The following is a 21,461-nucleotide window of genomic DNA, read 5'->3' on the forward strand; positions in this document are numbered from 1 at the left end:
TTTTCATCACCTCAGAGTAGCGTTTTCCAAATCACCACAGCTCCAACAAGAACGAAGATAATCAGCAGAAGCACCCACAGCTTGAGGCCGAAGACCTCCTTGTTCAGCAGATCCTTCGCGGTCGCTACGATGTCGATGTGAGGCCTGTACTCGTCAGCGAGCTGGCTTAGCTCGTCACCCTTCTGCGCGTCGAGCTCTGCCTGCTCGTACTCGCCGTAGAGGGCTTTCTCTGCCGCGCTCATGTAGAAGTCGCCGGCCTGTTCGAGCTTCTTTGCCACGTTCAGCCAGTTGAGGTATTCCTGAACCGCGTCGGTTTGGGTAATCTTGTTCAGTGCATCAATGGCGTCTTCGTACGCCTGTATTGCTTTCTCAGCGTAGAGAGAAGCCTTCTCGTTGTTCTCCGCGTCGGCCTTCTTCTTGAGGTCCTCAGCAGCGGTTATCTTCTCCTGGAGACCGTTGATGAGGCTGGCCGCGATGCCCTTGATCTGCTCCATTTCCTCCGCAGTGAGCTTGTCGTCGTTGGTGAACTGGACGAGCTGCTCCATCTGCTCGTCGGCTAGGACAGTCCTAGTGTTCGGGATGACGGAAATCTTTGGGCTGACTACGAGCCAGAGCGGAATGGTGGTATTATCATCACGCTTGATAGTGAAGGACGCCAGCCCGTAGACCTTGTAGGTGAGAGTGTTCGGATCTTCGGTGTAGCGGGCAGTCAGGAGCTTCAGCACTGGTGAATCAGCGCTCATTGTCCCGAGGTCGCCGAAGATGCTGTCCGCGACCGTCCAGGACAGGTCTTTGTACTCCCTCACAGCCACAAAGCGGAAGTCGTCGGTGAATGTGGGGCTCAGCGGGTCGAAGTAGCCTGGATTCGGCACGATGTAGAACTTATAGTCGGCGGTTGAGCCTATCACGTGGAGCGGCGTGGCAAAGGTCAGGATGATGAAGTTCGAGAGGGCTCCGGCGTATTTCTCCTGGTAGATCGCCCACTTTGTAGCTGCTTCAGTGTTGAGGAATTTGACCGGCAGGGAGGCATAGAAGCCGTCCGCCAGCTGCGCTATGTCGTGGGCCATTGTCACGTGCTTCCAGGCGGATGTGGTATAGGCTGTATAGTCTATGTCGACGTTCTTCACGAAGACGTAGCAGACGTTCTCGTTCGAGTCCCACTTTCCTCCGTTGTCCTCACAATCCTGCTGGTTCGTATAGCTTGGCTCGTTCTGCCAGACTTCACGGTAGGCGTCCACCTTGACGAAAATCTCCCACGTTGAGGTGTTTGCATCGAAAAGCTCTTCGATGAGGTTCCTGGTAACCTGGCCGGTCGAGATGGCTTGCTGGACTTTGTAGACGTAATCATCAGGGACCTTGAGGATCGTCGTATAGACTGCGCTCTCGCCGTTCATGCCTTCGCTGCCGTTACCATAGTCCCACACCCTTCTCCAAAGCGGGACGGTGCTGTTCTCTTTCTGAAGGTAGATTTCAACACTGCGGAGGTGGATAACATTGAAGGGTATGTTGCTCTCCTTCGTGTAGAGTTTTGCCTGGACGGGGAAGGCAGAGAAGCCGTAGACAGTCTTGGGCCCGTAGATTTCAATCCACAGGTCCCCGGTGGCGCCGTCTTCTTTCGTGTCGTACCTCGTGAGGTCAGAGCGGAGCTTTGCAGTAAGCTCGGCGATCCTCTTGTAGGCCTCCTGGTTCGACTCGTCGAGGAGCTTGCTCGTTTCGTCAGAATCGTTAGTAATGGTGCTCTGGTTTGCCTGGCGGTCGGAGGTGATTTGAGCACTTGCGTCCTGGTCCGAAGGCTCTGATACAGCATCCACTATCGAGCCAATTCCCACAGAGCCCGCAATATATCCTGCAAAGAAGCCGACTGCCGCCCCAATCGGCCCGCCGATAGAGGCTCCTATTGCAGCTCCAACTGCCGCCGTCGCCAATCCTTCCTTCCAGTGTGATAAGAACTTGCTTCCCCAATCCCAATCTGGAGAGGGGAAGCTGGATGCTGCAACGGGCTCGGCGACCATCCCGGTGAGGAGGATCATGAGCATGAGTGCTCCAGCGAGAGACTTCCGTCTCTCCGTGCGTTTCTTGTGCGGCTTCTCTCCCTCTTCTTCGTCTTTCTTCCGCTCAAAAAGGGAAAAGAAGGGCTTCATGTGCTCACCTCCTCCTCAGCACAAACACCAGCCCGCCGAGCACGAGAAGGCCGAGGAGGGCGTAAGCCCACGTGGAGGTGCTGGTTCCGCCGCCGAAGAGCGTGAATCCTCCAGAATCCCCGATGTTTACGGCAACCTTATCGCTGAAGACCGTCGCGTTGCCCTGGAGAACCTGGACGTTCAGCTCGTAGGCGTCATAAGCGAGGTCTTCCGGCACGGCGAAGGCTATGCTGACGTCTTTCTCGCTCAGTGGAGCAACGCTGATGCTCTGGTTGATTTCCGCCGGCAGGAAGCCGCCGGAGACCTTTATCGTGTAGTACTGGACATTGCTCGACGGGTTCTTGAAGTGGAGCGTGATGACTCCCTCGCCGCCTTCGGAGACGGTGAGGGTCTTGGTAACGAGGGTAATGGCCGGGTTCACGGTGATGTCATAGACGGCCGTCTGGCCGTTCCACTGCAATTCGAGAGTGTAAGAGCCCTCGCTCGGGACGTTGATGCTGAAAGTGTGCGCCTCGTACGGGCTGAAGGCATAAGAATCGCTCCAGACTTCATTGCCCTGGCTGTCCTTGAGAACGGCCGTGATGAGGTAGCTCTGGCCAGAGCTTTCAGAAATCCTCAGCTCGTTCGTGCCCACCTGCCACTCACTCGGCATCTGGATGCTGAACGGCAACGGCTCAACCTGGTATGTGACGCTCTTCGTCGTCGTGTAGGTCTGACTCATTATCGCGTCGTTCGAGGTGAGGGTGAGAGTGAAGCCGTGCTGGCCGACCGCGCCGGCCTTGAACTTGATAGAAACCTGCGTCGGGCCGCTGATGTCGCCGAGATAGTACTTCCCGTTCTCGGGAGAGATGGCGGAGCCGTCTTTTCTGACTTCTATGATGTCGGAGAGGCCGCTCAGGCTCAGGTAAGTGTTGTAGGTCGCGGAAGTGTCAATCGGGCTTAGGGTAAAAGTGAGTGTGTAAATCGTGTTCTCAGGAATCGTGATGTCAGCCGGAAAGTCTTCGAGCTTGAAGGCGGCGCTTGAGGGGTACATCTCGACTGAAACGCTCATATCACTCTGAACGTCAATCGTCTTCGTGACGCTCCAATAGCCCTGCTTTTCGAAAGTGAGTGTGTGAGTGCCTGGAGTGAGCCCTAACGTCCCGCCGTCGTCGAGAGTGCCGAGAACCGTATCGCCCTCCTTCACCGTCACACCCGTGAGAGCCTGGCCAGTTAGGGCATCTTTTAGCGAGAACTGTACAAAATATTTGTTCTCTGAAATTAGTAAGTATGAAACATAAGCATCAATAATTCCCCTCGTGTCAGGCCCACGCTCAGTATATAGTCTCAGTCTTCCATCAACAATCGATGTTGAAGCAGCATCATTGTATAATGCAACATTCAATTTTGTGAATGATACTGTCAAATTTGTTTCAACATTTGCAGTATATATTGTCTCATTAGTATCTAAATCAACAACTCTGAACTTTGCGAGCCCGTCAGAATATTCAAGAACAAAACGCACATAGTCTCCAGTATGAAGTATAACATCAGAGGTTGCACCTTGTCCGGCGACTGAAAAGCTGATTTTCGCACCACTTGAAACATAAGCCCTGTCGATAGTTATCTGTACTGCGTTGTCCCATGCTTTATAATCCGTATCAAGTCCTATGCCCAATTTTGGATTATACTGCCCTGCATCATTATCAAGCGAAGCAAAATCTACATCAAGAACGAACCTAAGTGAATCTCCCTGAAAGCTGATGTCTTTTGAATATAAGTCTGTCGTGTATGCGAAGTCTGCCTTAGAATATGACCATGCCCAATCTGTGAAATCTGAAATCTCTATCAACTGTGAAGCCTGCACCGTACCCGTGCCCACTGTCAGCATCGAACTGAACACCAGCAGAGCGAGCAAAACCCCGAACCGCTTCACTTAGACCACCTCCTAGAAGCTTTCCTATACGACAGCCATGCCGAGGCCATTTCATAGCCAAGGCCAATGAGCACAAGCGCGAGAACACCATATGCGAAGAGGAGCGGAATCTGGAGAACGTCCATCACCATCACCCTCCGACAAAGTAGTCAATGCCAATCCCGCCGAGGAGCGCGAGCAGAAGCGCGAGGTTCTGAACGGAGTCCTTGAGCGCGTCGAGAAGAGCCGTGCCGTTCTGTTGAATTAACGCCGTGAGGAAAGCCACGAACATCATGTCGTACAGCAGAACCCTCCAGCCACTCGTGAGCGGCTCGATGAGCGCAACCGCCTTCTTGCCCTTGTTCGTGAAAGCCCAATGAACCAATACTCCACCCACCGCGCCGATTGCCAGGCTCTCCTTCGTCATCACTGGCCAGCCGACCTTGTACCAGAAGGCCGCGATAATGATGAAGAGGATCAGCTGAGCGAGGCTCTTGGGCTTCATACGGCTGTCACCCCTTTTGCTTTTGCCGTGCGAATCTGCTTCAGCCTCGCGAGCTCGGCTATCTTCTGCTGTTTGATGCGAGCAATGCGGGCAAGCTCCTTCTGCGCAGCGTCAATCTGCTCCCGAAGCTTCTCAGCGTACCTGTCATAGAATTCAACCTCACGTTCAAGTTTCTCAAGCGGATCCATACTACCGCCTCCGGAGGACTTTGCCAATTTGAGAGAACTGATTTGAGCGGAGGAAGGCCCAAGGTAACCTAAAATAGAGAATACGGCGAAGATATTTAAGAATCCTCGAAAAGCTCATGCAAAAGGATTGAGAAAAGTTCGCAAAAATTAGGCCTTCACTTCGTTGTAGAGCCTCCTAATCGCCATCCTGACGACTGCTGACTCGTTTCTTATGCCAAGACTCCGCGAGAGTTCTTTAATCATGCGATGAGTCTCCTTATCAATGCTAAACCCCCAAACATAAGTGCCAGAGCCGTTAACCTTCTCCCGGGCCATCCTCCGCTCACCTCCATTATTTTTCTAAAACCTTCTTCAACTCACCCACAACCGCGGAATACCACTCGTCCGCGAGGAGTTCGAGGTTGAGGTAGTGTTTCTCCAAGACTCCGCGTTCAGCCCTGCCCTGGATGAAGTTGATGACCTCGAAAGGAGCTCCTTGACGGGCCATGAAGGTCGCGAACCACTCCCTCACTGCTGAGGCCGAGAACTGAATGCTTTTCTCAGTGTTCCTGACGGCACGAAGCTTGACGCGGAGCCTGTTCCTCACGTGCTCATAGTCGAGAGGGAACTGCTCCAGTTCTGAAAGCGCGAAGTCGCGAGGTAAGTATGCATAGAAAGCTTTTTTCTGGCCTTTCTGACGGTGTAGTGGATATTTTGCTATGTTCCCATGCTCATGAGGCAGAATTAGTTTCTCAGGATTGTACTCGTTGAAGAGCTCAATCACGGCTCTGAGCCGCAATCCTGAATAAACAAGAGCCTTGTAGATTGTCGCGAGGACGACGTCTTTTTGCTCGTAGTACTCTAGGGCGGCCCTAATCTGCTCGTCTGAAACGTTCACCTTTCGCGGGTTCGTGGGTTTTGTCCATATTACCTCCTTCAAGTCGAGGTACTGTTCGCGGGTGATCACTCCACGATTCCTCAAGAACCGGGCAAAGCTTCTCAAGGCTTTGGTGATGTGGCGCTTGTATCCAATCTCGGTGAGGACCTCCTGGAGATCCTCGTATGTCTTTATGCTATATGAGTCAAAGAACTTCTCAAGGGTATAGAAGTAGCGTTGCTTCGTTTCTTCGGTGGCAACTCTGAGGGAGAGCCACTTCGCGTAGGCCTCTTTGAGCTGAGACCACTTCTCATTGAGGCTTATTTCTGGAGAGGACGTCGCTGGAGGCCTTTCGAGCCCGCGCCCCGGGTTCAAATCCCGGCCGGGGCACCAGAATTATATTTTGTTTGTTTTCATAATCATCTGTTAATACCAATTAATATACTACCCAAAACAACTAACACCACGCCAATCCATCTAGTGGTTCTTACAGGTTCATTGAGCAACATAAACGCCAGTATCGTGGTTACGACATAGGCCAGGCTGAGTAAGGGATACATGAAACTCACATCCAACATTGAAAGCCCTAGCAGCCAAAGCATGGAGGATACTGCATACATCATTAAGCCTGCGAGAATGTATTTGTTTGCGAATATCATTATCATGGTCTTGAAAGAGAGCAATTCCTCAAGGGGGCCTATTGAGTTCATACCCATCTTAAACAAAACCTGGGTAGTTCCACCTAGGAGGATACAAGTAGCAAGGATAGTATAAGGCAAGAGCCTCATTCTTTCACCTCCCATATCGTAACATTCTCAATCTGATATACGGGTACAGCAATACACTCAATATCTGTCACGTTCCAGTGCTCATAAACAAATGGCTCGGTTATTATAACCTTGACGTCATATCTGGCAACGATCTCCTTTTTCCTATTGCAAGAACTTGTGAAGAGTTGTTCCAAGTCTTCTCGTCTTTTTTGGTTGTCAATAAAGGTGTTTCCATGCCCATATAACGTGGCAACTATTGGACGTCCAGTCAGTGCATTTAACACCATTCCCACTTCCTCACTAGTAGCAATAACATCATCCCTCTCTGTATTGTTCCATATCCAAGAACTCACCTCAAGAAAGTGTTCCTCAGGATAATAAAGGGAAAAGTCATATTCGGAAATCCATACAAATTGATCATTATCTACAGAATCCCAGAAAATCACCGCTCCAGCTAGGGGTACTAAAAGGAGCATTGTAACAGTTAGAAGGGTTGACGCTCTTTTAGTTGATAGCTCAACGCCAGAAGCTCCATATGCACTCAACAGGGTATATATGTACCTGAGCATTCCCACAAAACGCTTGGACCATATGTATACTCCAAATGGTTGCAGTAATTCTGGGAAGAGCCTAGCGATTGCAATGATTCCTACCAATAAAAAAAGTGCCCCAGATAAAGGGTCTCTTTCCCGATTCCATCGGAGAAACGACAAAACCAAAAAAGGAACAAGGTACACAGGAGGAAGTAGACTTTTCAGTTTATTTACAAGTGTATCGGTCTCCCAAGGATTGTAAATACTCTCTATTTGTGGCAGTCTTCCCGAATGAACCGCAGCATTGATAACAAACGGAGAGAATATAAGAAATGCCAAGATGGGCACTAAGATGTTCTTTTTTTCTTTCTGAACAATCGCGAACAGGATTGGAAGTCCCACAAGGGGCAGGGTGAAGGCATAATGCGTCCAAAATGCTAGGCCCAGTAAAAACCCAGACGGTACATACATACGCTTTAACACAAAATAAATAGAGAGAACACCCAATAATGGTGCCAACTCTTTGGGGTTGGGGTATATATGCGAGCCTAACAACATCAAGGATAGTGAGGCTGCATATACTCCTGCTTTGGCCCCCCACAGGCCTCTGGCCACATAAAACAGTACAAGGATCATTGTTATGGCAAGAAACGCTTGGAAAGCTATCATTATGGTTTCAATTGACATTCCTGTTGCCTTTGCTGCACTTGCTACCACAATATGATACAAAAATGGGTACCAGTTTGGATATATGTTGTATGTTTGGTCCAAAAAGGGGTTCCTGCCCAAATAGATACCCCTAGCTATAGCTGCATGAACCAACGTGTCACCACCAATTATGTATCCGGGAGGCGTTTTCCTAGTTAAAAAGTATGGAAACGTTATAATGCCTGCGATTATTATCAGGTAGCCTAAAAACAAATATACATGGGGATTATTACATTGTAGCTTAAACGTCCCTATTCTTCTCATGGCCATTGTGAAATATGTCTAATACGTGGAATTTAAAAGATTATGGGCTTCTAAAGAAGACAAAAGAAGCCCAGAGAATATCTCACGAAAACCTTTTAACCCCTCTCCCAACCCTCAACCGATGGCCATGAAAACGCTCGCCGACGTTCTCAGGAAGGCATTGAAAGAGAAGGGAATCGAAAGCATAGGCGTCCTCTCAAAGCGCTTCAGGAAGTCAAGGAACAAGCTTCAGGACATCGCGGTGGAGATAATCAACGGGAAGGGAGCCATCTTCCGGGTTCCGGAGAAGACCGCCGTTGCCTGGGACTTGAGCGGAAACCGCGTTGGGGGTTCTCACTACGCCTACGCTCCCCTCTGCATGGCGGACAAGTTCGAGATGGTTCTCTCACCAGAGGAGCTCCGCTCAAAATTGCCTGAGTGGCCATACTTCATCATCGACCTCTACCACTGGGACAGGCACACCCAGAAGGAGAAGGGCAAGATATGCCTCCAGGTAAGCCAGAGCTACGGCCTGCTGAGGGACTACTTCACGGGGAGAGAGCTGGCCGTCACCTGGGCCAACGATGAGTTTAAATCAATGTTTCACGGCCCCCTTGAGAGAATAACAACCTATACCGGCCCAACGGCGGAGTTTTTGAGAGAGAACGGCATAGACGAGGTCGTCCTCCTCGATCCCTGGGCCGAGAAGGTTCTGAGTGAGGAGGACTTCGGCGTCAAGGCCTTCATAATCGGAGGGATCGTCGATACCGGGGGGAACAAAAAGAAGACCACCCCCAAAATCGGAGAGGAGCTTGAAGGGGCAGGGATAAAGGTCCGCCGGAGGAAGATAGTCCTAAGGGGCGACGTCATAGGCGTCCCCGACAGGATAAACCGCATTCTCGGCATAATCCTCAAGATGATGGTGGAAGGAAAGTCCATGGACGAGGCAGTTTACGAGTTCCAGGAGCCCCTCCATGCCCGCTGGCGCCTGAGGAAAGAACTTCCGAAGAGAGCCACCCGCTACATGGTGGACGGAAGGGTTTACAGGGTCGTTGAGAAGGAGCTCTTCGACGAGTACTCACGCTGGCTCAAGATACGCTGGGAGGACTTCGTGAAGGTTCTAAGGGAGCTAGACCTGATAGCCCTTGAGAGGAAGAGGATACGCCACCTCAACAAGATATCCAACGCGAGGATAATAAACGGAAAGCTCTACCGCGTGATCCTGCTCAAGAAAGCGACGATGCTGTGCTATAACTGTTAAATCTCCTTTTCAATTCCATCTGAGGACAATAGGAGAAAAGAAAGGCTCAGAAGAACACCACAACCGCGTCCCCAACGACGGCCGTCTCTACCTCTTCGCCTTCGCTGAAGACCGCCTTCCTGAGTACAATGTCGTCCTTGCCCAGCTCGACCTTCTGTCCATCAATCTCGAACTCGACCTTTCCAGTCTCTTTGAGTGCCTTGGCAACCTCCTCTGCGTTCTCCTTGAGGTAGGTGGTTATCTTCGGCACGAGCTTGCCGTACTTCGGCCCGACGGTTCTGAAGTTGGGCTTTATCTCGACGATGCGCTCCTCCAGCTCTGGCTCACCCTTGATTATCTCCAGCCTCTCGATGTTCATCGTTCCCGCGATGTCCCTCTCGATGGCCTTCAGCATGTCGTAGCTGTCGGTGGCGTAGATGGCCACGTGCTTGAGCTTGGCGTTTAGGGCTAAGCCGTGGGAGTTCTTGTAGCGCCTCATGACACCCACTATCTCGCGGGCAAGTTCTCCGAGCTTCTCAGCCTCCTCATCGATCCTGGCCTCGTCGTACTCCGGCCACTCGAGGAGGTGCACACTCTTAACACCGACATGCCCCTTGAACATCTCCTGGTAGAGCTCCTCGGTTATGTGCGGAGCAAATGGAGCGAGCAGGAGCATGACGTTGTAGAGCAGCTCGTAGAGCGCCTTCTTAGCTTTCAGCTTGCTCTCCTCGTCGTCGCCGTAGAGGCGGTACTTGATCATCTCGATGTAGTCGTCGGCGACTTCGTGCCAGACGAAGGTCATGAGCTCCCTCGTGAGCAGGTTGAAGCGGTAGCGCTCCATCTCCCCGGTGGCGAACTTGATGAGCCTGTGGAGCCTGCTGAGGATCCAGCGGTCGAGGGGTTCGAGCTCCTCCGGGGCTTTAGCGGGGTCGAAGTCAGCGAGGTGCCTCTCGGCGAAGCGGTAGATGTTCCAGACCTTCTGGAGGAAGCGGTAGTTGTAATCGACGGTCTCCCACTTGAAGGGGTGGTCTTCGCCGGGCGGTGCAAGGGCCGTCCAGAGGCGGAGCGCGTCAGCGCCGTACTTCGGGATCACCTCGTCAGGTGCAACGACGTTTCCGTAGCTCTTGCTCATCTTCCTGCCGTCCGGACCGGCAACCATTCCGTTGATGAGGACGTCGTCCCAGGGCTTCTTTCCTGTTAGCACGTACGTCCTGAATATCGTGTAGAAGGCCCACGTCCTTATGATGTCCGTTCCCTGCGGCCTTAGTGCGGTCGGGAAGTTGTGCTCGAACCAGCGCTTTGCCTCTTCATCGCCCTTGATTGCATCGTGCCACCTGCTTATGATGAGCGGGGTTATGCTGGAATCGACCCAGCAGTCGAGGACGTCGGTAACGGGCTTGGGCTCGCTTCCGTCGGAGCACTTCCTCGGCGGCCTGTCGAAGCGCGGGTCCACGGGGAGGTCCTCCTCGTCCGGCAGGATAACCTCGCCGCTGTCGCAGACCCAGAAGGGAATCGGCGTTCCGAAAACGCGCTGCCTGCTTATGACCCAGTCCCAGTCCATGCTCTCGGCCCAGTCCTTCAAGCGGAGGAACATGTCGCTCGGATACCAGTTTATTTCCTTCGCGACCTTGACTATCTCATCCGTGAAGTCCTTAACCTTGATGAACCACTGGGTCTTGGGGAGCAGTTCAATCGGAGCCATACAGCTGCTCCTCTCGGTGTGCCTCAGCACGCGGTGCCTTATCTTCTCCTTCCTGTAGAGCAGGCCCATCTTCTCAAGGTCTTCGGCTATTTTCTCCCTGGCCTCCTCGGTCTTCAGCCCCTTGTATGGCCCTGCCCTCTCGTTCATGGTGCCGTCCTCGTTGATGGCTATGATGACCGGCAGGTTGTAGCGCTTCTGCCAGACGACGTCCTGCTCGTCGCCGTAGGTACAGTTGTAAACGGCACCGGTTCCGAAGCTCGGGTCAACGTCCTCATCTGCTATAACCGGCACCTCGCGCTCGAATATCGGGAGCTTCACCTTCTTGCCGACGACGTCCTTGTAGCGCTCGTCGTCCGGGTGCACGAAGACGGCAACACAGGCCGGCATGAGCTCGGGCCTCGTGGTTGCTATCGGCACGTGGCCGGAACCGTCAGCTAAGGGGAGCTTGATGTAGTAGAGGAAGCCGTCCTCTTCCACGTAGCCAACCTCAGCCTTGGCCAGACTCGTCCTGCAGCGCGGGCACCAGTAGACGGGGTGCTTGTCGCGGTAGAGCATTCCTTTCTTGTAGAATTCAAGGAGAGACTTCTGCACAGCGGCTTTATACCAGTCGTCCATCGTGTGGTACTCAAGGTCCCAGTCGGCGGAGTAGCCAATCCTTATGAACTGGTTGCGCATCGCCTCGATGGCCTGCCAGGTCCACTCGACGCACTTCTGGAGGAACTTCTCGGGCTGGTCTTTGCTTATTCCGAACTCTTTCTCCACCTTGAGCTCCGTCGGAAGCCCGTGGTTGTCGAAGCCCTGCGGGAAGAGCACGTTGTAGCCGGTCATTCTCTTGTAGCGCGCGATAATGTCAATCCAGGTGTGGCTGAGAACGTGGCCGAGGTGGAGCGTTCCGCTCGTGAACGGGGGAGGTGTGTCTATCGCGTAGCTCGGCCTCTTCTCATCGAGCTCGTACTTGTAAATCTTCTCCTCCAGCCAGAACTTCTGCCATTTCGGCTCAATCTCGTTCGGATCGTAGGTCTTAGGAAGCATGGACATCACCTTTCTGGATTTTTGAAGATGGGTTACCCTCAGAAGGGTAGCTTAAAAATCTTAGCAACGCCGGTGGTGCCGGAGTAAAGGCTAACCAAGAAGCGCGGAAGGCTTTACTAAAGGTCGAAATCGGCGTTGCGGTGGACGATAGGCACCACCGAGGTATAGAAATGAGCCCGAGGTTTAAAAAGTTTGGGGTTGACAAAACTTTATAAGCGATTCTCCCAACCTCTGACCATGCCGTTTACACCCTTCCATCTCGGTCCGGCACTGCTCTTCTCGGCTCTTTTTGGGTATTTGGATTTATTGACGTTTGCTATCGCGAATGTCATCGTGGATTTCGAGCCTTTACTGGTTCTCGGTCTCGACCCAGAGGCGCGCTACGGTTATCCCCTCCACGGATTCTTTCACACACTCGTTGGCAGCTCCCTCGCCGCCCTGCTCCTAGCTGAAGTTATAGCCCGGTTTTACGGCCATCTTGGAAAGGAGATGGACAAAAAGAGGCTCAGGATCACGGCACTGGCTGGGGTTTGGCTGCATGTAATCCTTGATTCATTCCTCTACACTGATATAAGACCCCTTTTCCCTTCAAGCTGGAATCCTCTTTATGGCGTGTTTTCTTCCCCGGAAGTTTACGGGTTCTGTGCGGCAGCCTTTTTGGCGGGAGCATTTCTTTACCTGTGGAGAGGGCTTAAAGAGAGGAAGGGCATCCCTTAATCTTTTTCCCATTCCTTGACCGCCACCAGCCAGTACCTCCTGTCGTTTGGCCTAAGCTCGTGGAGGTCTCCGTAGATTTTGACCTTCCTGAAGTGCCCCTCAGCCAAAAGCCTCAGCTCTCTTGGTGTGTAGATGTTCACTTCATCGTCCACCATGAAGGCCCTAACACTCCCGTCGGGCTTTATTATCTGCACGAGTCTCTTGAAGTGGAGCTTCTGGAAGGCAGGCTCGACCTCGCGCCAGTCGGTTATGACAAGCCTCTCATCGCCCTTCCGCTCGTCCCACACTATTGGCTCATCCCCTCCGACGATGTTCCACCCGGGTGTGTCCGCAATGAAAACGCCCCCAGGTTTCAGCGCCCGTTTTACAGAATTAAATAATTGTTGAATTGCAGAATCGTCGAAATACATAATGCTGGAGAAAAACATCGTCACGGCGTCGAACTCCTCCTCGAAGTCTATCTCAAGCACGTTTCCCTGAATGAACTCGACGCTAAGCCCTTCCCGTTCGGCCTTTCTTCTCGCAACGGCAAGCATCTCCTCATGGAGGTCGAGGCCGACCACCTCATAACCGCGCCTCGCCAGTTCGAGCGTTGGGATTCCGGTTCCACATGCCAGGTCAAGGATTCGCCGTACTTCCCTTTCCGCATCCTCCCTAAAGAGTTCCTCCACGAAGTCTATCTCCTTCCCAACGCGCTCGGCCCTTCTCCGGTAGATCGCGTCGTAGTACTCGGCAAGGACCGTGTAGAGCTCGTGCATCGCACCACCAAAAATGAATACTCCTTCAGATTTAAAACCCTTCTCCCAGCTCCCGGAAGGCCTCAATCAGCCTCCCGTTCTCCTCCGGCCTTCTGACGGAGAAGCGGACGTATTCCGGCAGACCGAAGCTCGTGCAGTCCCTCACAAGGATTCCGTGACCTTTGAGGGCCTCGGCGAATTCTTTCGCGTCTCCAACGCGCTTGATGAAGAAGTTAGCGTCGCTTTTAACCCGGAGCTCCTTCTCCAGCCTCTCCTTTTCCCGCCAGATCAGGGGCATCGTTTTCCTTAAGTGCTCGAAGCCGTCCTTGAGCAGGAACTCAAGGAAAGCAACTCCGGTTGAGCCTATGCTCCAGGGCATTCTGACGCTCCTAAATGCCTCGCTGAAGCCGAGAACGTAGCCGACCCTTATCCCGGGCAGGCCGTAGCTCTTGGTGAAGGTTCTGAGCTTTACGATGTTCTCCCCTTCGGGGCTGTCGGCATCTTTGACAAAGTCTATGAAGGCCTCGTCAAGGATTAGGAGGGCTTTTCTGTCCTCCACCGCATCGAGGAGGGGTCTCAGCTCTTTAACGCGGTAGAACCTGCCGTCGGGGTTGTTCGGGTTGCAGAAAAACACCACGGAGTCCCTCCCGACAAGCTCCGCAAGCTTATCCGGCTCGTTCGGGCCGTTAACTACCTCTGCCCCAAAGATCCTGGCAACGCGCTCGTACTCGCCGTAGGTGTGGCGCGGGATCACCACCTTCCTCCCTCGGAGCGCGAGGATTCCGAGGAGGTAGAGGGCTTCGGTAATCCCAGCCGTTACCGTCAGGGGCTCCCCGAGGAGCTCTTCCAATTCCTCCTCAAGCTCCTCGTAGTAGGGGTAGCGGTTGCTAAGCTCCTTTGCGCGCTCGAACATCTCGTCGAGCCATTCCGGCGGATATGGGTTCAGCGAGGCCGAGAAGTCAAGGTAACCTTCCTCCCTCGCCCCACCATGGTGGGTTTTGAAATTCATGGGCTCAAGCATGGAAACACCTCCGTTGCAAGGAGTAGAGCGACGATAATTATCCACTCGGCAACAACCAGCCAGTAAACCCTCAGGGCGCGCCTTATGTCGTCGTTGACCGGCTCCCTTCCGGGAAAGCGGTAGAAGCCGGGCTTTTCGAGCATGACCCCAAGAACCGCTGACATGGCCGCAATCGGCTTGTCGGAGTTGAGCTTGAACCTCGCGAGGCGGTAGTATTTCAAAACCCTCCGTCCGCCGAGCGGGAGGTAGAGGAGAACGGTTAAGCGGGCCGGGACGAAGTTGAGGAGGTCGTCGAGCCTCGCCGAGAACTTGCCGAAGAACTCGTAGCGCTCGTTTCTGTAACCCAGCATCGCGTCGAGCGTATTAGCGGCGCGGTAAACCAGCGCCCCTGGAAGGCCGAAGAGAAGGAAGTAGAAGAGCGGCGCAATCACCGAGTCGTTGAGGTTCTCGGCGAGGCTCTCTATCGCTCCCGAGTTAAGATGCGCCTCGTCGAGGGTCTCAGTGTTCCTGCTGACTATCATCGAGACGGCTTTCCTCTTTTCCTCGATGTCATCGGTTACCGCCCTCGAAACGTGCTCGTGGAGGCTCCTTATCGCGAAGGAGCCCTTGAGGAGGTAAACGGCCAAAGCATAGTTGAGAGGGAAGGGAAGGTAGAACGGTAGGAGTGAGAGGGCAATGGCAAAGAGAAGAACGACCAGAGCTGTCAGCGTTCCGGCTAAGAAGTCAGGAAGAGGACCTTTTCGCCCCCAGCGTTCGTCAAAAAATCCCGCCAGCTTACCGAACCACACAACCGGGTGGACTAACGCCGGCGGCTCTCCAATGAGCAGGTCCCAGAGGAGGGCGAGTAGAAAAACCGTCAGAACCTCCATTCCCCGAAGGCCTCCTTTATCACCGAGTACTCCTCCATCATCTCCTCCCCCGGTTCCCTCACGCCCCTGCGCACGTACCAAGCGGGGTGCCGGAGGTAGACGGCCTCATAGCCAAGCCTTTTCAGGGCCTTCTCCGCCGTTCTGCCGATGGCAAACATGGCCTCTGGCTTCAGGATTTCAAGCTCCCGCTGGAGGAGACCAAGCTCGCCCTCACCGAAGCCCCTCAACCTGTTCTCCGGCGGATTGCACTTGACAACGTTGGTGATGTAGACGAAGTCAGGGTTAATGCCGAGCTGGAAGAGTGTCTTCCTGAGCAGCATTCCGGAGGCGTCGCGGTAGAAGCATATCCCCGTCTTTCCGCAGCCTTTCCTTCCCGGCGCCTCCCCCACGAGCACCACTCCCGAGCCGGGCCAGCCGTTGGCGAATGGTAAGCCATCAAACTCGCCCACCTCAAGCTGGTAGTGGTAGTACTCCTCGCGGCAGAACCGCAGGGGCCGACGGAGAAGCTCCCGGTAAAGGGCCTCAAGCTCCCCCGCGAGCTTTTCATCTTTTCTGTCCACAGCGAGAAAGCGCTCTCCGGGGTTGTAAATCGTCCGGGCGTAGAGGCCGTAAGTCCTCTCATCGAGGCCCAGAAGGTCCCTCCAGTCCCGGATAAAGAGGGGTGCGACCTTGAAGTTCCGGGGGTTTATGTAAACGTCGCCGACTTTTCTTAGCTCTTCAAACCTCAGGAGCATAATGGATAAAAAGTCCAGAGGGTTTATAGGTTTGGTGGTTTCATTGAGAGAAACGAAATTTATTTACAAAAAACCTAGAAGAGTTAGAACCAACGTAAAAATTGCACCCGAGATAATTACTGATAATATTCTAGCTATCTCTCTAACAAAATTCGGATAAATCCAGACAGTGTGAAATATTGTGTAATCTTCTATTTTTTCTAACTCTCCCGTGTTGTTTTCTCTGAGGATAGACATCCTAAAACCCAAAATCTTTTTAGTAAAAACTGCTATAGCAGGGAAATGACAGATCCAAAAATATTGTAATTTTTTACCGCCCACCAGTTCTCTTTGTATTGAGCGCCCATTACATTCTATGGCCGGAGAGACTACAAGCTCTACTTGTAGGAAATACTTCTTACCACTCTCCCCAATAATGTCTAACTGGATGGAATATTTATTATTGGATTTGACTATCTTGAATTCGGAACTTTGGGTAACAACACCAGTCTTGGGCACATAAATCTTCCTAAAGATTCGTTTAAACTCAAGTCTGATTATCTTATCCGAATCTCCTGGAGTAATAGTTGGTACTATAAGACGGCCTTCGTATTTTGTTATCCATCTAGACAAATCTACGTATGCCCGCTCGCTTCTTAGGAGAAAAGAGGTGAGCCTTCCATTAGAGACGACATCAATGAGATATAGACCTGAAATAAAAGAGACCATAAAAAGAGCTAATCTCCTGTCAGTGTAGTATATAATTGGTATTAAAACGGCCGTAAGGAGTATTTCCGAGAAAGCTGTTCTAATAACTGTAAACATTAAGGAGTCTCCAAATTTCACTACCTCCCTTCTTGACATTTTGTGCCCAAGAATATCTAAATTAAGATCCCCTGAGTCGAATATTCGAATATCAAAAAGAACATCTGAATAGCGAGAGACAGCAAAAACATTCAGTAAGATCAGAAAGAGAAGGAGAACAACCAAAACATATACCTCATAGGGCAACATTGATCCCCACCAAAATCTTTTATTATCATGAGTCTTAAAAGGATATTCATGAGGATAGGAAGTCACGTTATGAATCTCCTCGAATCAAAGGGCATAACCCTCAACGGCATGCTCAATACAGCGATGGAGCTCTACATCGGCGAGGAAGAGGAGAAAGTCCGCGAGGAACTCAAAAACCTCATGCTGAGATACCTAGACGACATCAACGTCCGGGCTCTGCTCATGGCCGCGCTCCTCCTTGAGGAGAACTTCGAGGTTGAAGGTGACCCTGTGAACTTAGTCGCCGATGAGCTCATCGGAATAAGCATTGCCGAGTACATCGGCGGCAAGATGGCGCTCTTCAACTTCTTCTACTACGACACGAGAAAGCCCGGGATTTTAAAGGAGCTTCCTCCATTCCTCGATGATGCCATCGGCGGCTTCATAGCTGGCTGTATGACGAGGTTGTTCGAGGGGGACTAACATGAAGAACCTCCTACCGTTCCTGACAAGGATTCCAGTAAAAGGAGACTTCGAGAAGGCCAGGGAAGAACTCTGGGCTTTTCCTTTCCTCTCCATGGTTACTTCAGCCCTCCCGACGGCTGTTCTTTACCTCAGACTCCCCCTCGCCAACGTTCTTGCACTCCTCTCGCTCTACCTCACCATAGGCCTCCTGCACCTTGACGGCCTCGCCGACTGGGCCGATGGGATAATGGTGAAGGGCGATCGCGAGAAGAAAATAAAGGCAATGAAGGATCTGAACACCGGAATAGCGGGCCTCTTCGCGGTGGTCATGGTTCTGCTCCTTCAGGTTTACTCGCTCCCGCTCGTTCCCTTCTACGCGCTCTTTCTGGCCGAACTCAACTCCAAGTTCGCCATGCTTCTCGCACTGGCAACCCGGAAACCGCTCGGCCAGGGGCTTGGGGCATACTTCATGGAGGGTATGAACCGAAAACAGATGGCCATCGGAACGGCCCTTTACCTCCTCCTGCTGGTCCCCTTTGTCTTAATCGAACCCTTCGCGCTTGCATCTCTCCCCGGTCTTCTGGTAGGGGTTTATGTCGTCCACGTTTCCCTGAAGAACTTCGGCGGCCTTAACGGAGACTGCATAGGGGCAGTGGCGGAGATAACGAGGGCCGGGACGCTTTTGGTCATGGCATTCCTGTGGGCTTACCTCGGCGGCTGAACCCCGGGAATCACATTAAGCTCGTCCAGCTCCCTGTCTTCGAGTGCCGCGTAGGGTACGTATCCCCTCTCCCTGGCCTTTTCAATGAAGTCGAGGATTCTCGCAAGGTCTTCCCCGCTCCTCGTCCCGTCATCGAGGTAATCCACAACCAGAACAACTTTTCCCGCCTTAACAACCCTGTCCAGGAGGGGAACTTTCTCGTCCGTCCAAAGGCTCGGTTTGAGGCCGTCGTAGAAGACATCTTCACTCGCCCAGCCGGAGACGGTCTTCAGAAGGCTCCCGTTGTCGTAGTTGAGGAGCCACTCCCCGTTCTGAGGGATTACAATGAAATCCTCACCCGCCTTAGAGCGGGCGTAGTTGGCTATCTGGAGTATGAACTCGATCATCTGCCCCGCAGTCCAGTTCTCGTCGTAGCCGTTCTCAGCCCAGAACCAGTACTCGTCAACCTTGTCGAGATAAACCCCTCTAAAGCCCTGAGCGATGATTCTATCGAGGTACTCAAAGACTATCCTCCTCCAGCCCTCCTCCCAGTATTTGACGGCGTAGTTGCCCTCCCAGTCGGGGTTCTCCGGGCCGAGCCAATCCGGTGGCTCCGTCTTCCAGCTTTCGTTCCAGTAGAAGCGGTAGTCCTCAGCTTCGCCGATGCTGATGTAGGCTATGGGAATTACCCCGGCCCTCTTAATCTCAGCTATTTCCTCCCGCGTGTAGGCTGTCTCATCGCCCCCGTCCCTTGAGTAGTCCATGACGATTAAGTCGAAGCCGCTCTTCGCTATAACCTCCGGGCTGGCGTTTTGCAGCCAGTAGGCCCAGCTCCTCACCGAGGAGAGGTTCAGTGTTCTCTTATGTTGGATTTGGCTTGAGTTTTCACGTTTTGGAGTGGTCCGGGTCGTTGATGTCAGGTTTTGACGGGCTATTTCTGGAGAGGTTGAATTCGATAGAGCTGGAGGGGAAGAAGACGTCGTCTCAGGTGTATGGGGAGAAGGGGCCGAAGGCGTGCCGGTTTTCTCGCCGGCTGGAGCGTTTGAGAGACAGGCAGATGCCAAAACTATGAGGAGCGAGAGGAACATCACGCCGACATACCTCATAGGTGCTAACTGGACGGAAGGCCTTTTAACCGTTGCCCGCTATTCCCTTCCATGATAATCATCATGGCCGGCGGGCGTTCGATCAGAATGGGTCAGGAGAAGCCCGTCCTGGAGGTCGGGGGCAGGCCGATGCTCCTGCGCGTTTACGGGGAGGCGGAAAAGGTAGGGGAAGTGCTCGTTGCCGTCTCCAGAAACGCGCCGAAGACGAGGGAGCTCTGCCTCCGCGAGGGGATTCCCATCGTTGAAACGCCGGGCAGAGGCTACGTGGAGGACATTCTTTTCCTCCTCCGCGAGTTCGGGCCCTTCATAAGTGTCTCCGCTGATTTGCCCTTCCTGAAAGCGAGCGATGTGATGGCCATAGGGGAGGCCTTCGACGGGAGGACGAGTTTAACGGGCGTTCTCCCACTTGACAGGATACCAAAGGACCTGCACCCCCTCACCTACAGGGGCTACGCGGTAATCGGCCTCAACGCCGTTGGAACTGAGGGAGAGGAGTTCTTCGAGCTGAGCAACCCCCTGCTAGCTTTGAACGTGAACACTCCAGAGGAGTTAAAGCTCGCCGGGAGGATAGCGAGGCTGGTGGAAAAACCATTTAAGGCCTTCCGCGAACTCCAGGGAGGTGGTTGAATGGAAGGCTCAGGGTCGTCCATCGGCGGTTTTTTGATGTTCATAGCCCTCGCGATAATCGGCGTGATAATCATACTGGGCCTTCTCCTCTTCGCGGCCGCGTTCCTGGTGGTTCTGGTCCCGCTGATAGTAATCCTGCTCGTTGTCGGAGCGGCCAAGGGGTGGTGGAAGAAGAGACACCCTCCCAAGGAGCTTGAGAGCCCCGAGGATTATTTCTAAACCCCCAGCTCCCCTAAAATCCTCTCCACGTCGAGGTGTCTCTCAACGACCCTTGCGAACCTCTCTATCTCCTCCTCTATGCTCCAGCCTTCGATGGAAACCGGTTCGAGACCCCTCTCCGCCCGGAGGGAGTTGAGGAACCGCTCGGTGAAGGCGAAGTTGTGGAAGATGCCGTGCAGGTAGGTGCCGAAGGCCCTCTTGCCAATCGCCCCCTCAGGCTCAAAGGTTTTCACCCCGTTTACTGCCGTTATCACCGAGAAAGGCTTCGCAGAGGTGCTCCTGCCGAAGCGTATCTCGTAGCCCTCAACCGCCATTCCCTTAGCCGGCCCCCATAGAACTTCTGCCCTCAGGTGGTTCGTCCTCTTGACCTTCCCGAAGAAGGTCTTGGCCGGCAGAAGGCCGATGCCCCTGACCGTTCCGCGCTTCGATTCGACGGTGTCTGCTATCTTCTCGCCCAGCATCTGGAAGCCCCCACAGATTCCGACGACGAAAGAGCCTTCGCGGTGAGCCTCCAGTATAGCATCTTCAAAGCCATTTTCACGGAGCCAGAGCAAATCCTCGACAGTGTTCTTGCTCCCGGGGATTATGATAACGTCGCCCTTGATTTCCTCCGCTTTGGTAACGTAATCAACGCCGTTGGCCCAGTGGAGGGGCTCAAAATCTGTAAAGTTGCTTACGTGGGGGAGCTTGATTATCTGAATGTGAAGCTCGCCCTTCACCTTCGGGAACTCCGCCAGGGAGTCCTCTTCCGGTAGGCGGTGCTCGACGTAGGGGATAACGCCGAGGGTAGGCTTCCCGTAGCGCCTCTCCAGGTACTCAAAGCCAGGCCGGAGGAGTGATTTATCACCCCGGAACCTGTTGAAGACGAAGCCGATTATCTCTTCCCGCTCCCGTTCGCTCAAAAGCTCCATCGTGCCCACTATGCTGGCGAAGCTCCCTCCACGGTCTATGTCCGTAACGAGGATCCCTTTGGCCTTTGCGTGGAGCATGACGCGGGTGTTGGCTATGTCGTAGTCTTTGAGGTTTATCTCGACCGGACTGCCTGCGCCCTCGATTATCACCAGGTCGTGCTCCTCCTTGAGCCCGTCTAGAACTTCCATCGCCTTCCTGAAGAGTTCCTCCTTCCGGGAGAGCATGTACTCTCTGGCCGAAACGCTACCTATTGGCTTCCCCATGAAGACGACCTGGCTCCTCATTTTGCCCTCTGGCTTGAGGAGGATCGGGTTGAACTTTACGCTTGGTCTCTTTCTGCATGCTATCGCCTGCAGATACTGCGCCCTGCTTATCTCGCCGCCCTCTATGCTCGGCGCCGAGTTCAGGCTCATGTTCTGGCTCTTGAAGGGGACGACGTCGTAACCGAGGTTCGAGAAAATCCGGCATAGTGCGGTAACGAGGAGCGACTTGCCGGCTCCGGACGAGGTTCCGAGCACCATCAGGGCCCTTCCCATTCTCCCACCGTTCCCAGTTGGCCGAAGGGCATAT

Annotated in this window: 24 protein-coding genes; 7 read left to right on the forward strand and 17 right to left on the reverse strand. The window is 53.2% G+C overall.

Going from position 1 to position 21,461, the window contains the following annotated elements:
* Window positions 1-11 precede the first annotated feature (11 nt).
* From E3E37_RS03455 to E3E37_RS03490, 9 genes are all read right to left on the reverse strand, one after another.
* On the reverse strand, window positions 12-1,829 hold the full coding sequence (locus E3E37_RS03455; protein WP_371731675.1) for a hypothetical protein: 1,818 nt from the start codon (window positions 1,827-1,829) through the stop codon (window positions 12-14).
* A gap of 316 nt (window positions 1,830-2,145) precedes the next feature.
* Window positions 2,146-3,327, reverse strand: coding sequence for a hypothetical protein (locus E3E37_RS11635; RefSeq protein WP_240921894.1), 1,182 nt, complete (start codon window positions 3,325-3,327; stop codon window positions 2,146-2,148).
* Between the two features lie 725 nt (window positions 3,328-4,052).
* On the reverse strand, window positions 4,053-4,187 hold the full coding sequence (locus E3E37_RS11715) for a hypothetical protein (RefSeq protein WP_256366104.1): 135 nt from the start codon (window positions 4,185-4,187) through the stop codon (window positions 4,053-4,055).
* Entirely contained in the window at window positions 4,187-4,540 is a 354-nt protein-coding gene (locus E3E37_RS03465) for a hypothetical protein (protein WP_167714844.1), read from the reverse strand. The genes E3E37_RS11715 and E3E37_RS03465 overlap by 1 nt, the downstream gene beginning before the upstream one ends.
* Entirely contained in the window at window positions 4,537-4,728 is a 192-nt protein-coding gene (locus tag E3E37_RS03470; RefSeq protein WP_167714846.1) for a hypothetical protein, read from the reverse strand. The genes E3E37_RS03465 and E3E37_RS03470 overlap by 4 nt, the downstream gene beginning before the upstream one ends.
* A gap of 147 nt (window positions 4,729-4,875) precedes the next feature.
* Window positions 4,876-5,043 (reverse strand): hypothetical protein, encoded by a 168-nt coding sequence (locus tag E3E37_RS03475; protein WP_167714848.1) that lies wholly within the window; start codon window positions 5,041-5,043, stop codon window positions 4,876-4,878.
* Window positions 5,044-5,059: 16 nt separating this feature from the next.
* On the reverse strand, window positions 5,060-5,959 hold the full coding sequence (locus E3E37_RS03480) for an integrase (RefSeq protein ID WP_167714850.1): 900 nt from the start codon (window positions 5,957-5,959) through the stop codon (window positions 5,060-5,062).
* Between the two features lie 44 nt (window positions 5,960-6,003).
* Window positions 6,004-6,372, reverse strand: coding sequence for an EamA family transporter (locus E3E37_RS03485; protein WP_167714852.1), 369 nt, complete (start codon window positions 6,370-6,372; stop codon window positions 6,004-6,006).
* Window positions 6,369-7,865, reverse strand: coding sequence for a glycosyltransferase family 39 protein (locus tag E3E37_RS03490; protein WP_240921895.1), 1,497 nt, complete (start codon window positions 7,863-7,865; stop codon window positions 6,369-6,371). Before E3E37_RS03490 ends, E3E37_RS03485 begins: the two co-directional genes overlap by 4 nt.
* A gap of 121 nt (window positions 7,866-7,986) precedes the next feature.
* Between E3E37_RS03490 and trm10 the strand changes: the two genes are divergently transcribed.
* The gene (gene trm10, locus E3E37_RS03495; RefSeq protein ID WP_167715379.1) at window positions 7,987-9,099 is read left to right on the forward strand and encodes a tRNA (guanine(9)-/adenine(9)-N1)-methyltransferase; all 1,113 of its coding nucleotides are present in this window, start codon (window positions 7,987-7,989) and stop codon (window positions 9,097-9,099) included.
* Window positions 9,100-9,145: 46 nt separating this feature from the next.
* On the opposite strand, the gene E3E37_RS03500 is transcribed toward trm10, so the two are convergent.
* On the reverse strand, window positions 9,146-11,812 hold the full coding sequence (locus E3E37_RS03500; RefSeq protein ID WP_167715381.1) for a valine--tRNA ligase: 2,667 nt from the start codon (window positions 11,810-11,812) through the stop codon (window positions 9,146-9,148).
* A 237-nt stretch (window positions 11,813-12,049) separates the two neighbouring features.
* Between E3E37_RS03500 and E3E37_RS03505 the strand changes: the two genes are divergently transcribed.
* Window positions 12,050-12,529 (forward strand): metal-dependent hydrolase, encoded by a 480-nt coding sequence (locus E3E37_RS03505; RefSeq protein ID WP_167714854.1) that lies wholly within the window; start codon window positions 12,050-12,052, stop codon window positions 12,527-12,529.
* On the opposite strand, the gene E3E37_RS03510 is transcribed toward E3E37_RS03505, so the two are convergent.
* From E3E37_RS03510 to E3E37_RS03530, 5 genes are all read right to left on the reverse strand, one after another.
* Entirely contained in the window at window positions 12,526-13,287 is a 762-nt protein-coding gene (locus E3E37_RS03510; RefSeq protein WP_167714856.1) for a class I SAM-dependent methyltransferase, read from the reverse strand. The genes E3E37_RS03505 and E3E37_RS03510 overlap by 4 nt on opposite strands.
* A 31-nt stretch (window positions 13,288-13,318) precedes the next feature.
* Window positions 13,319-14,287, reverse strand: coding sequence for an aminotransferase class I/II-fold pyridoxal phosphate-dependent enzyme (locus tag E3E37_RS03515; RefSeq protein WP_167714858.1), 969 nt, complete (start codon window positions 14,285-14,287; stop codon window positions 13,319-13,321).
* The gene (gene cbiB, locus E3E37_RS03520) at window positions 14,272-15,156 is read right to left on the reverse strand and encodes an adenosylcobinamide-phosphate synthase CbiB (RefSeq protein ID WP_167714860.1); all 885 of its coding nucleotides are present in this window, start codon (window positions 15,154-15,156) and stop codon (window positions 14,272-14,274) included. Before cbiB ends, E3E37_RS03515 begins: the two co-directional genes overlap by 16 nt.
* On the reverse strand, window positions 15,144-15,890 hold the full coding sequence (locus tag E3E37_RS03525) for a uracil-DNA glycosylase family protein (RefSeq protein WP_167714862.1): 747 nt from the start codon (window positions 15,888-15,890) through the stop codon (window positions 15,144-15,146). Before E3E37_RS03525 ends, cbiB begins: the two co-directional genes overlap by 13 nt.
* A 63-nt stretch (window positions 15,891-15,953) precedes the next feature.
* Window positions 15,954-16,883 carry a hypothetical protein gene (locus E3E37_RS03530; protein ID WP_167714864.1) on the reverse strand — a complete coding sequence of 310 codons (930 nt, stop codon included), beginning with the start codon at window positions 16,881-16,883 and terminating at the stop codon, window positions 15,954-15,956.
* A 48-nt stretch (window positions 16,884-16,931) separates the two neighbouring features.
* On the opposite strand from E3E37_RS03530, the gene cobZ reads away from it, so the two are divergent.
* Both cobZ and cobS read left to right on the forward strand, forming a co-directional pair.
* Window positions 16,932-17,345, forward strand: coding sequence for an alpha-ribazole phosphatase CobZ (gene cobZ, locus E3E37_RS03535; protein WP_167714866.1), 414 nt, complete (start codon window positions 16,932-16,934; stop codon window positions 17,343-17,345).
* Window position 17,346: 1 nt separating this feature from the next.
* Window positions 17,347-18,048: an adenosylcobinamide-GDP ribazoletransferase gene (cobS, locus tag E3E37_RS03540; RefSeq protein WP_167714868.1), complete on the forward strand. Its 702-nt coding sequence runs from the start codon at window positions 17,347-17,349 to the stop codon at window positions 18,046-18,048.
* Here cobS and E3E37_RS03545 read toward each other — a convergent pair.
* Window positions 18,033-19,091 (reverse strand): MJ1477/TM1410 family putative glycoside hydrolase, encoded by a 1,059-nt coding sequence (locus E3E37_RS03545; RefSeq protein ID WP_371731681.1) that lies wholly within the window; start codon window positions 19,089-19,091, stop codon window positions 18,033-18,035. The genes cobS and E3E37_RS03545 overlap by 16 nt on opposite strands.
* Here E3E37_RS03545 and E3E37_RS11750 point away from each other — a divergent pair.
* Genes E3E37_RS11750 through E3E37_RS03555 form a run of 3 tightly spaced genes read left to right on the forward strand, consistent with a single transcriptional unit; the run spans window position 19,042 to window position 19,979 of the window.
* A complete protein-coding gene (locus tag E3E37_RS11750) occupies window positions 19,042-19,188 on the forward strand; it encodes a hypothetical protein (protein ID WP_371731685.1) in 147 nt (48 codons plus the stop codon). The two genes, E3E37_RS03545 and E3E37_RS11750, sit on opposite strands and share 50 nt — an antisense overlap.
* Window positions 19,185-19,760, forward strand: coding sequence for an NTP transferase domain-containing protein (locus E3E37_RS03550; RefSeq protein ID WP_167714873.1), 576 nt, complete (start codon window positions 19,185-19,187; stop codon window positions 19,758-19,760). The genes E3E37_RS11750 and E3E37_RS03550 overlap by 4 nt, the downstream gene beginning before the upstream one ends.
* Window positions 19,761-19,979 (forward strand): hypothetical protein, encoded by a 219-nt coding sequence (locus E3E37_RS03555; RefSeq protein ID WP_088864628.1) that lies wholly within the window; start codon window positions 19,761-19,763, stop codon window positions 19,977-19,979. It abuts the gene before it with no gap.
* Here E3E37_RS03555 and E3E37_RS03560 read toward each other — a convergent pair.
* Entirely contained in the window at window positions 19,976-21,427 is a 1,452-nt protein-coding gene (locus E3E37_RS03560; RefSeq protein WP_167714875.1) for a cobyric acid synthase, read from the reverse strand. The genes E3E37_RS03555 and E3E37_RS03560 overlap by 4 nt on opposite strands.
* Between the last annotated feature and the right edge of the window lie 34 nt (window positions 21,428-21,461).

The organism is Thermococcus sp. ES12 (assembly GCF_012027515.1).
GTDB lineage: Archaea > Methanobacteriota_B > Thermococci > Thermococcales > Thermococcaceae > Thermococcus > Thermococcus barossii.

What these genes read in the sequence shown, in the direction of transcription:
- E3E37_RS11715 (WP_256366104.1), bottom strand. Translation starts at nt 4,187, where the DNA reads ATGGTGATGGACGTTCTCCAGATTCCGCTCCTCTTCGCATATGGTGTT.
- E3E37_RS03465 (WP_167714844.1), bottom strand. Translation starts at nt 4,540, where the DNA reads ATGAAGCCCAAGAGCCTCGCTCAGCTGATCCTCTTCATCATTATCGCG.
- E3E37_RS03470 (WP_167714846.1), bottom strand. Translation starts at nt 4,728, where the DNA reads ATGGATCCGCTTGAGAAACTTGAACGTGAGGTTGAATTCTATGACAGG.
- E3E37_RS03475 (WP_167714848.1), bottom strand. Translation starts at nt 5,043, where the DNA reads ATGGCCCGGGAGAAGGTTAACGGCTCTGGCACTTATGTTTGGGGGTTT.
- E3E37_RS03485 (WP_167714852.1), bottom strand. Translation starts at nt 6,372, where the DNA reads ATGAGGCTCTTGCCTTATACTATCCTTGCTACTTGTATCCTCCTAGGT.
- E3E37_RS03490 (WP_240921895.1), bottom strand. Translation starts at nt 7,865, where the DNA reads ATGGCCATGAGAAGAATAGGGACGTTTAAGCTACAATGTAATAATCCC.
- trm10 (WP_167715379.1), top strand. Translation starts at nt 7,987, where the DNA reads ATGAAAACGCTCGCCGACGTTCTCAGGAAGGCATTGAAAGAGAAGGGA.
- E3E37_RS03500 (WP_167715381.1), bottom strand. Translation starts at nt 11,812, where the DNA reads ATGCTTCCTAAGACCTACGATCCGAACGAGATTGAGCCGAAATGGCAG.
- E3E37_RS03505 (WP_167714854.1), top strand. Translation starts at nt 12,050, where the DNA reads ATGCCGTTTACACCCTTCCATCTCGGTCCGGCACTGCTCTTCTCGGCT.
- E3E37_RS03510 (WP_167714856.1), bottom strand. Translation starts at nt 13,287, where the DNA reads ATGCACGAGCTCTACACGGTCCTTGCCGAGTACTACGACGCGATCTAC.
- E3E37_RS03515 (WP_167714858.1), bottom strand. Translation starts at nt 14,287, where the DNA reads ATGCTTGAGCCCATGAATTTCAAAACCCACCATGGTGGGGCGAGGGAG.
- cbiB (WP_167714860.1), bottom strand. Translation starts at nt 15,156, where the DNA reads ATGGAGGTTCTGACGGTTTTTCTACTCGCCCTCCTCTGGGACCTGCTC.
- E3E37_RS03525 (WP_167714862.1), bottom strand. Translation starts at nt 15,890, where the DNA reads ATGCTCCTGAGGTTTGAAGAGCTAAGAAAAGTCGGCGACGTTTACATA.
- E3E37_RS03530 (WP_167714864.1), bottom strand. Translation starts at nt 16,883, where the DNA reads ATGTTGCCCTATGAGGTATATGTTTTGGTTGTTCTCCTTCTCTTTCTG.
- cobZ (WP_167714866.1), top strand. Translation starts at nt 16,932, where the DNA reads ATGAGGATAGGAAGTCACGTTATGAATCTCCTCGAATCAAAGGGCATA.
- cobS (WP_167714868.1), top strand. Translation starts at nt 17,347, where the DNA reads ATGAAGAACCTCCTACCGTTCCTGACAAGGATTCCAGTAAAAGGAGAC.
- E3E37_RS03550 (WP_167714873.1), top strand. Translation starts at nt 19,185, where the DNA reads ATGATAATCATCATGGCCGGCGGGCGTTCGATCAGAATGGGTCAGGAG.
- E3E37_RS03555 (WP_088864628.1), top strand. Translation starts at nt 19,761, where the DNA reads ATGGAAGGCTCAGGGTCGTCCATCGGCGGTTTTTTGATGTTCATAGCC.
- E3E37_RS03560 (WP_167714875.1), bottom strand. Translation starts at nt 21,427, where the DNA reads ATGGGAAGGGCCCTGATGGTGCTCGGAACCTCGTCCGGAGCCGGCAAG.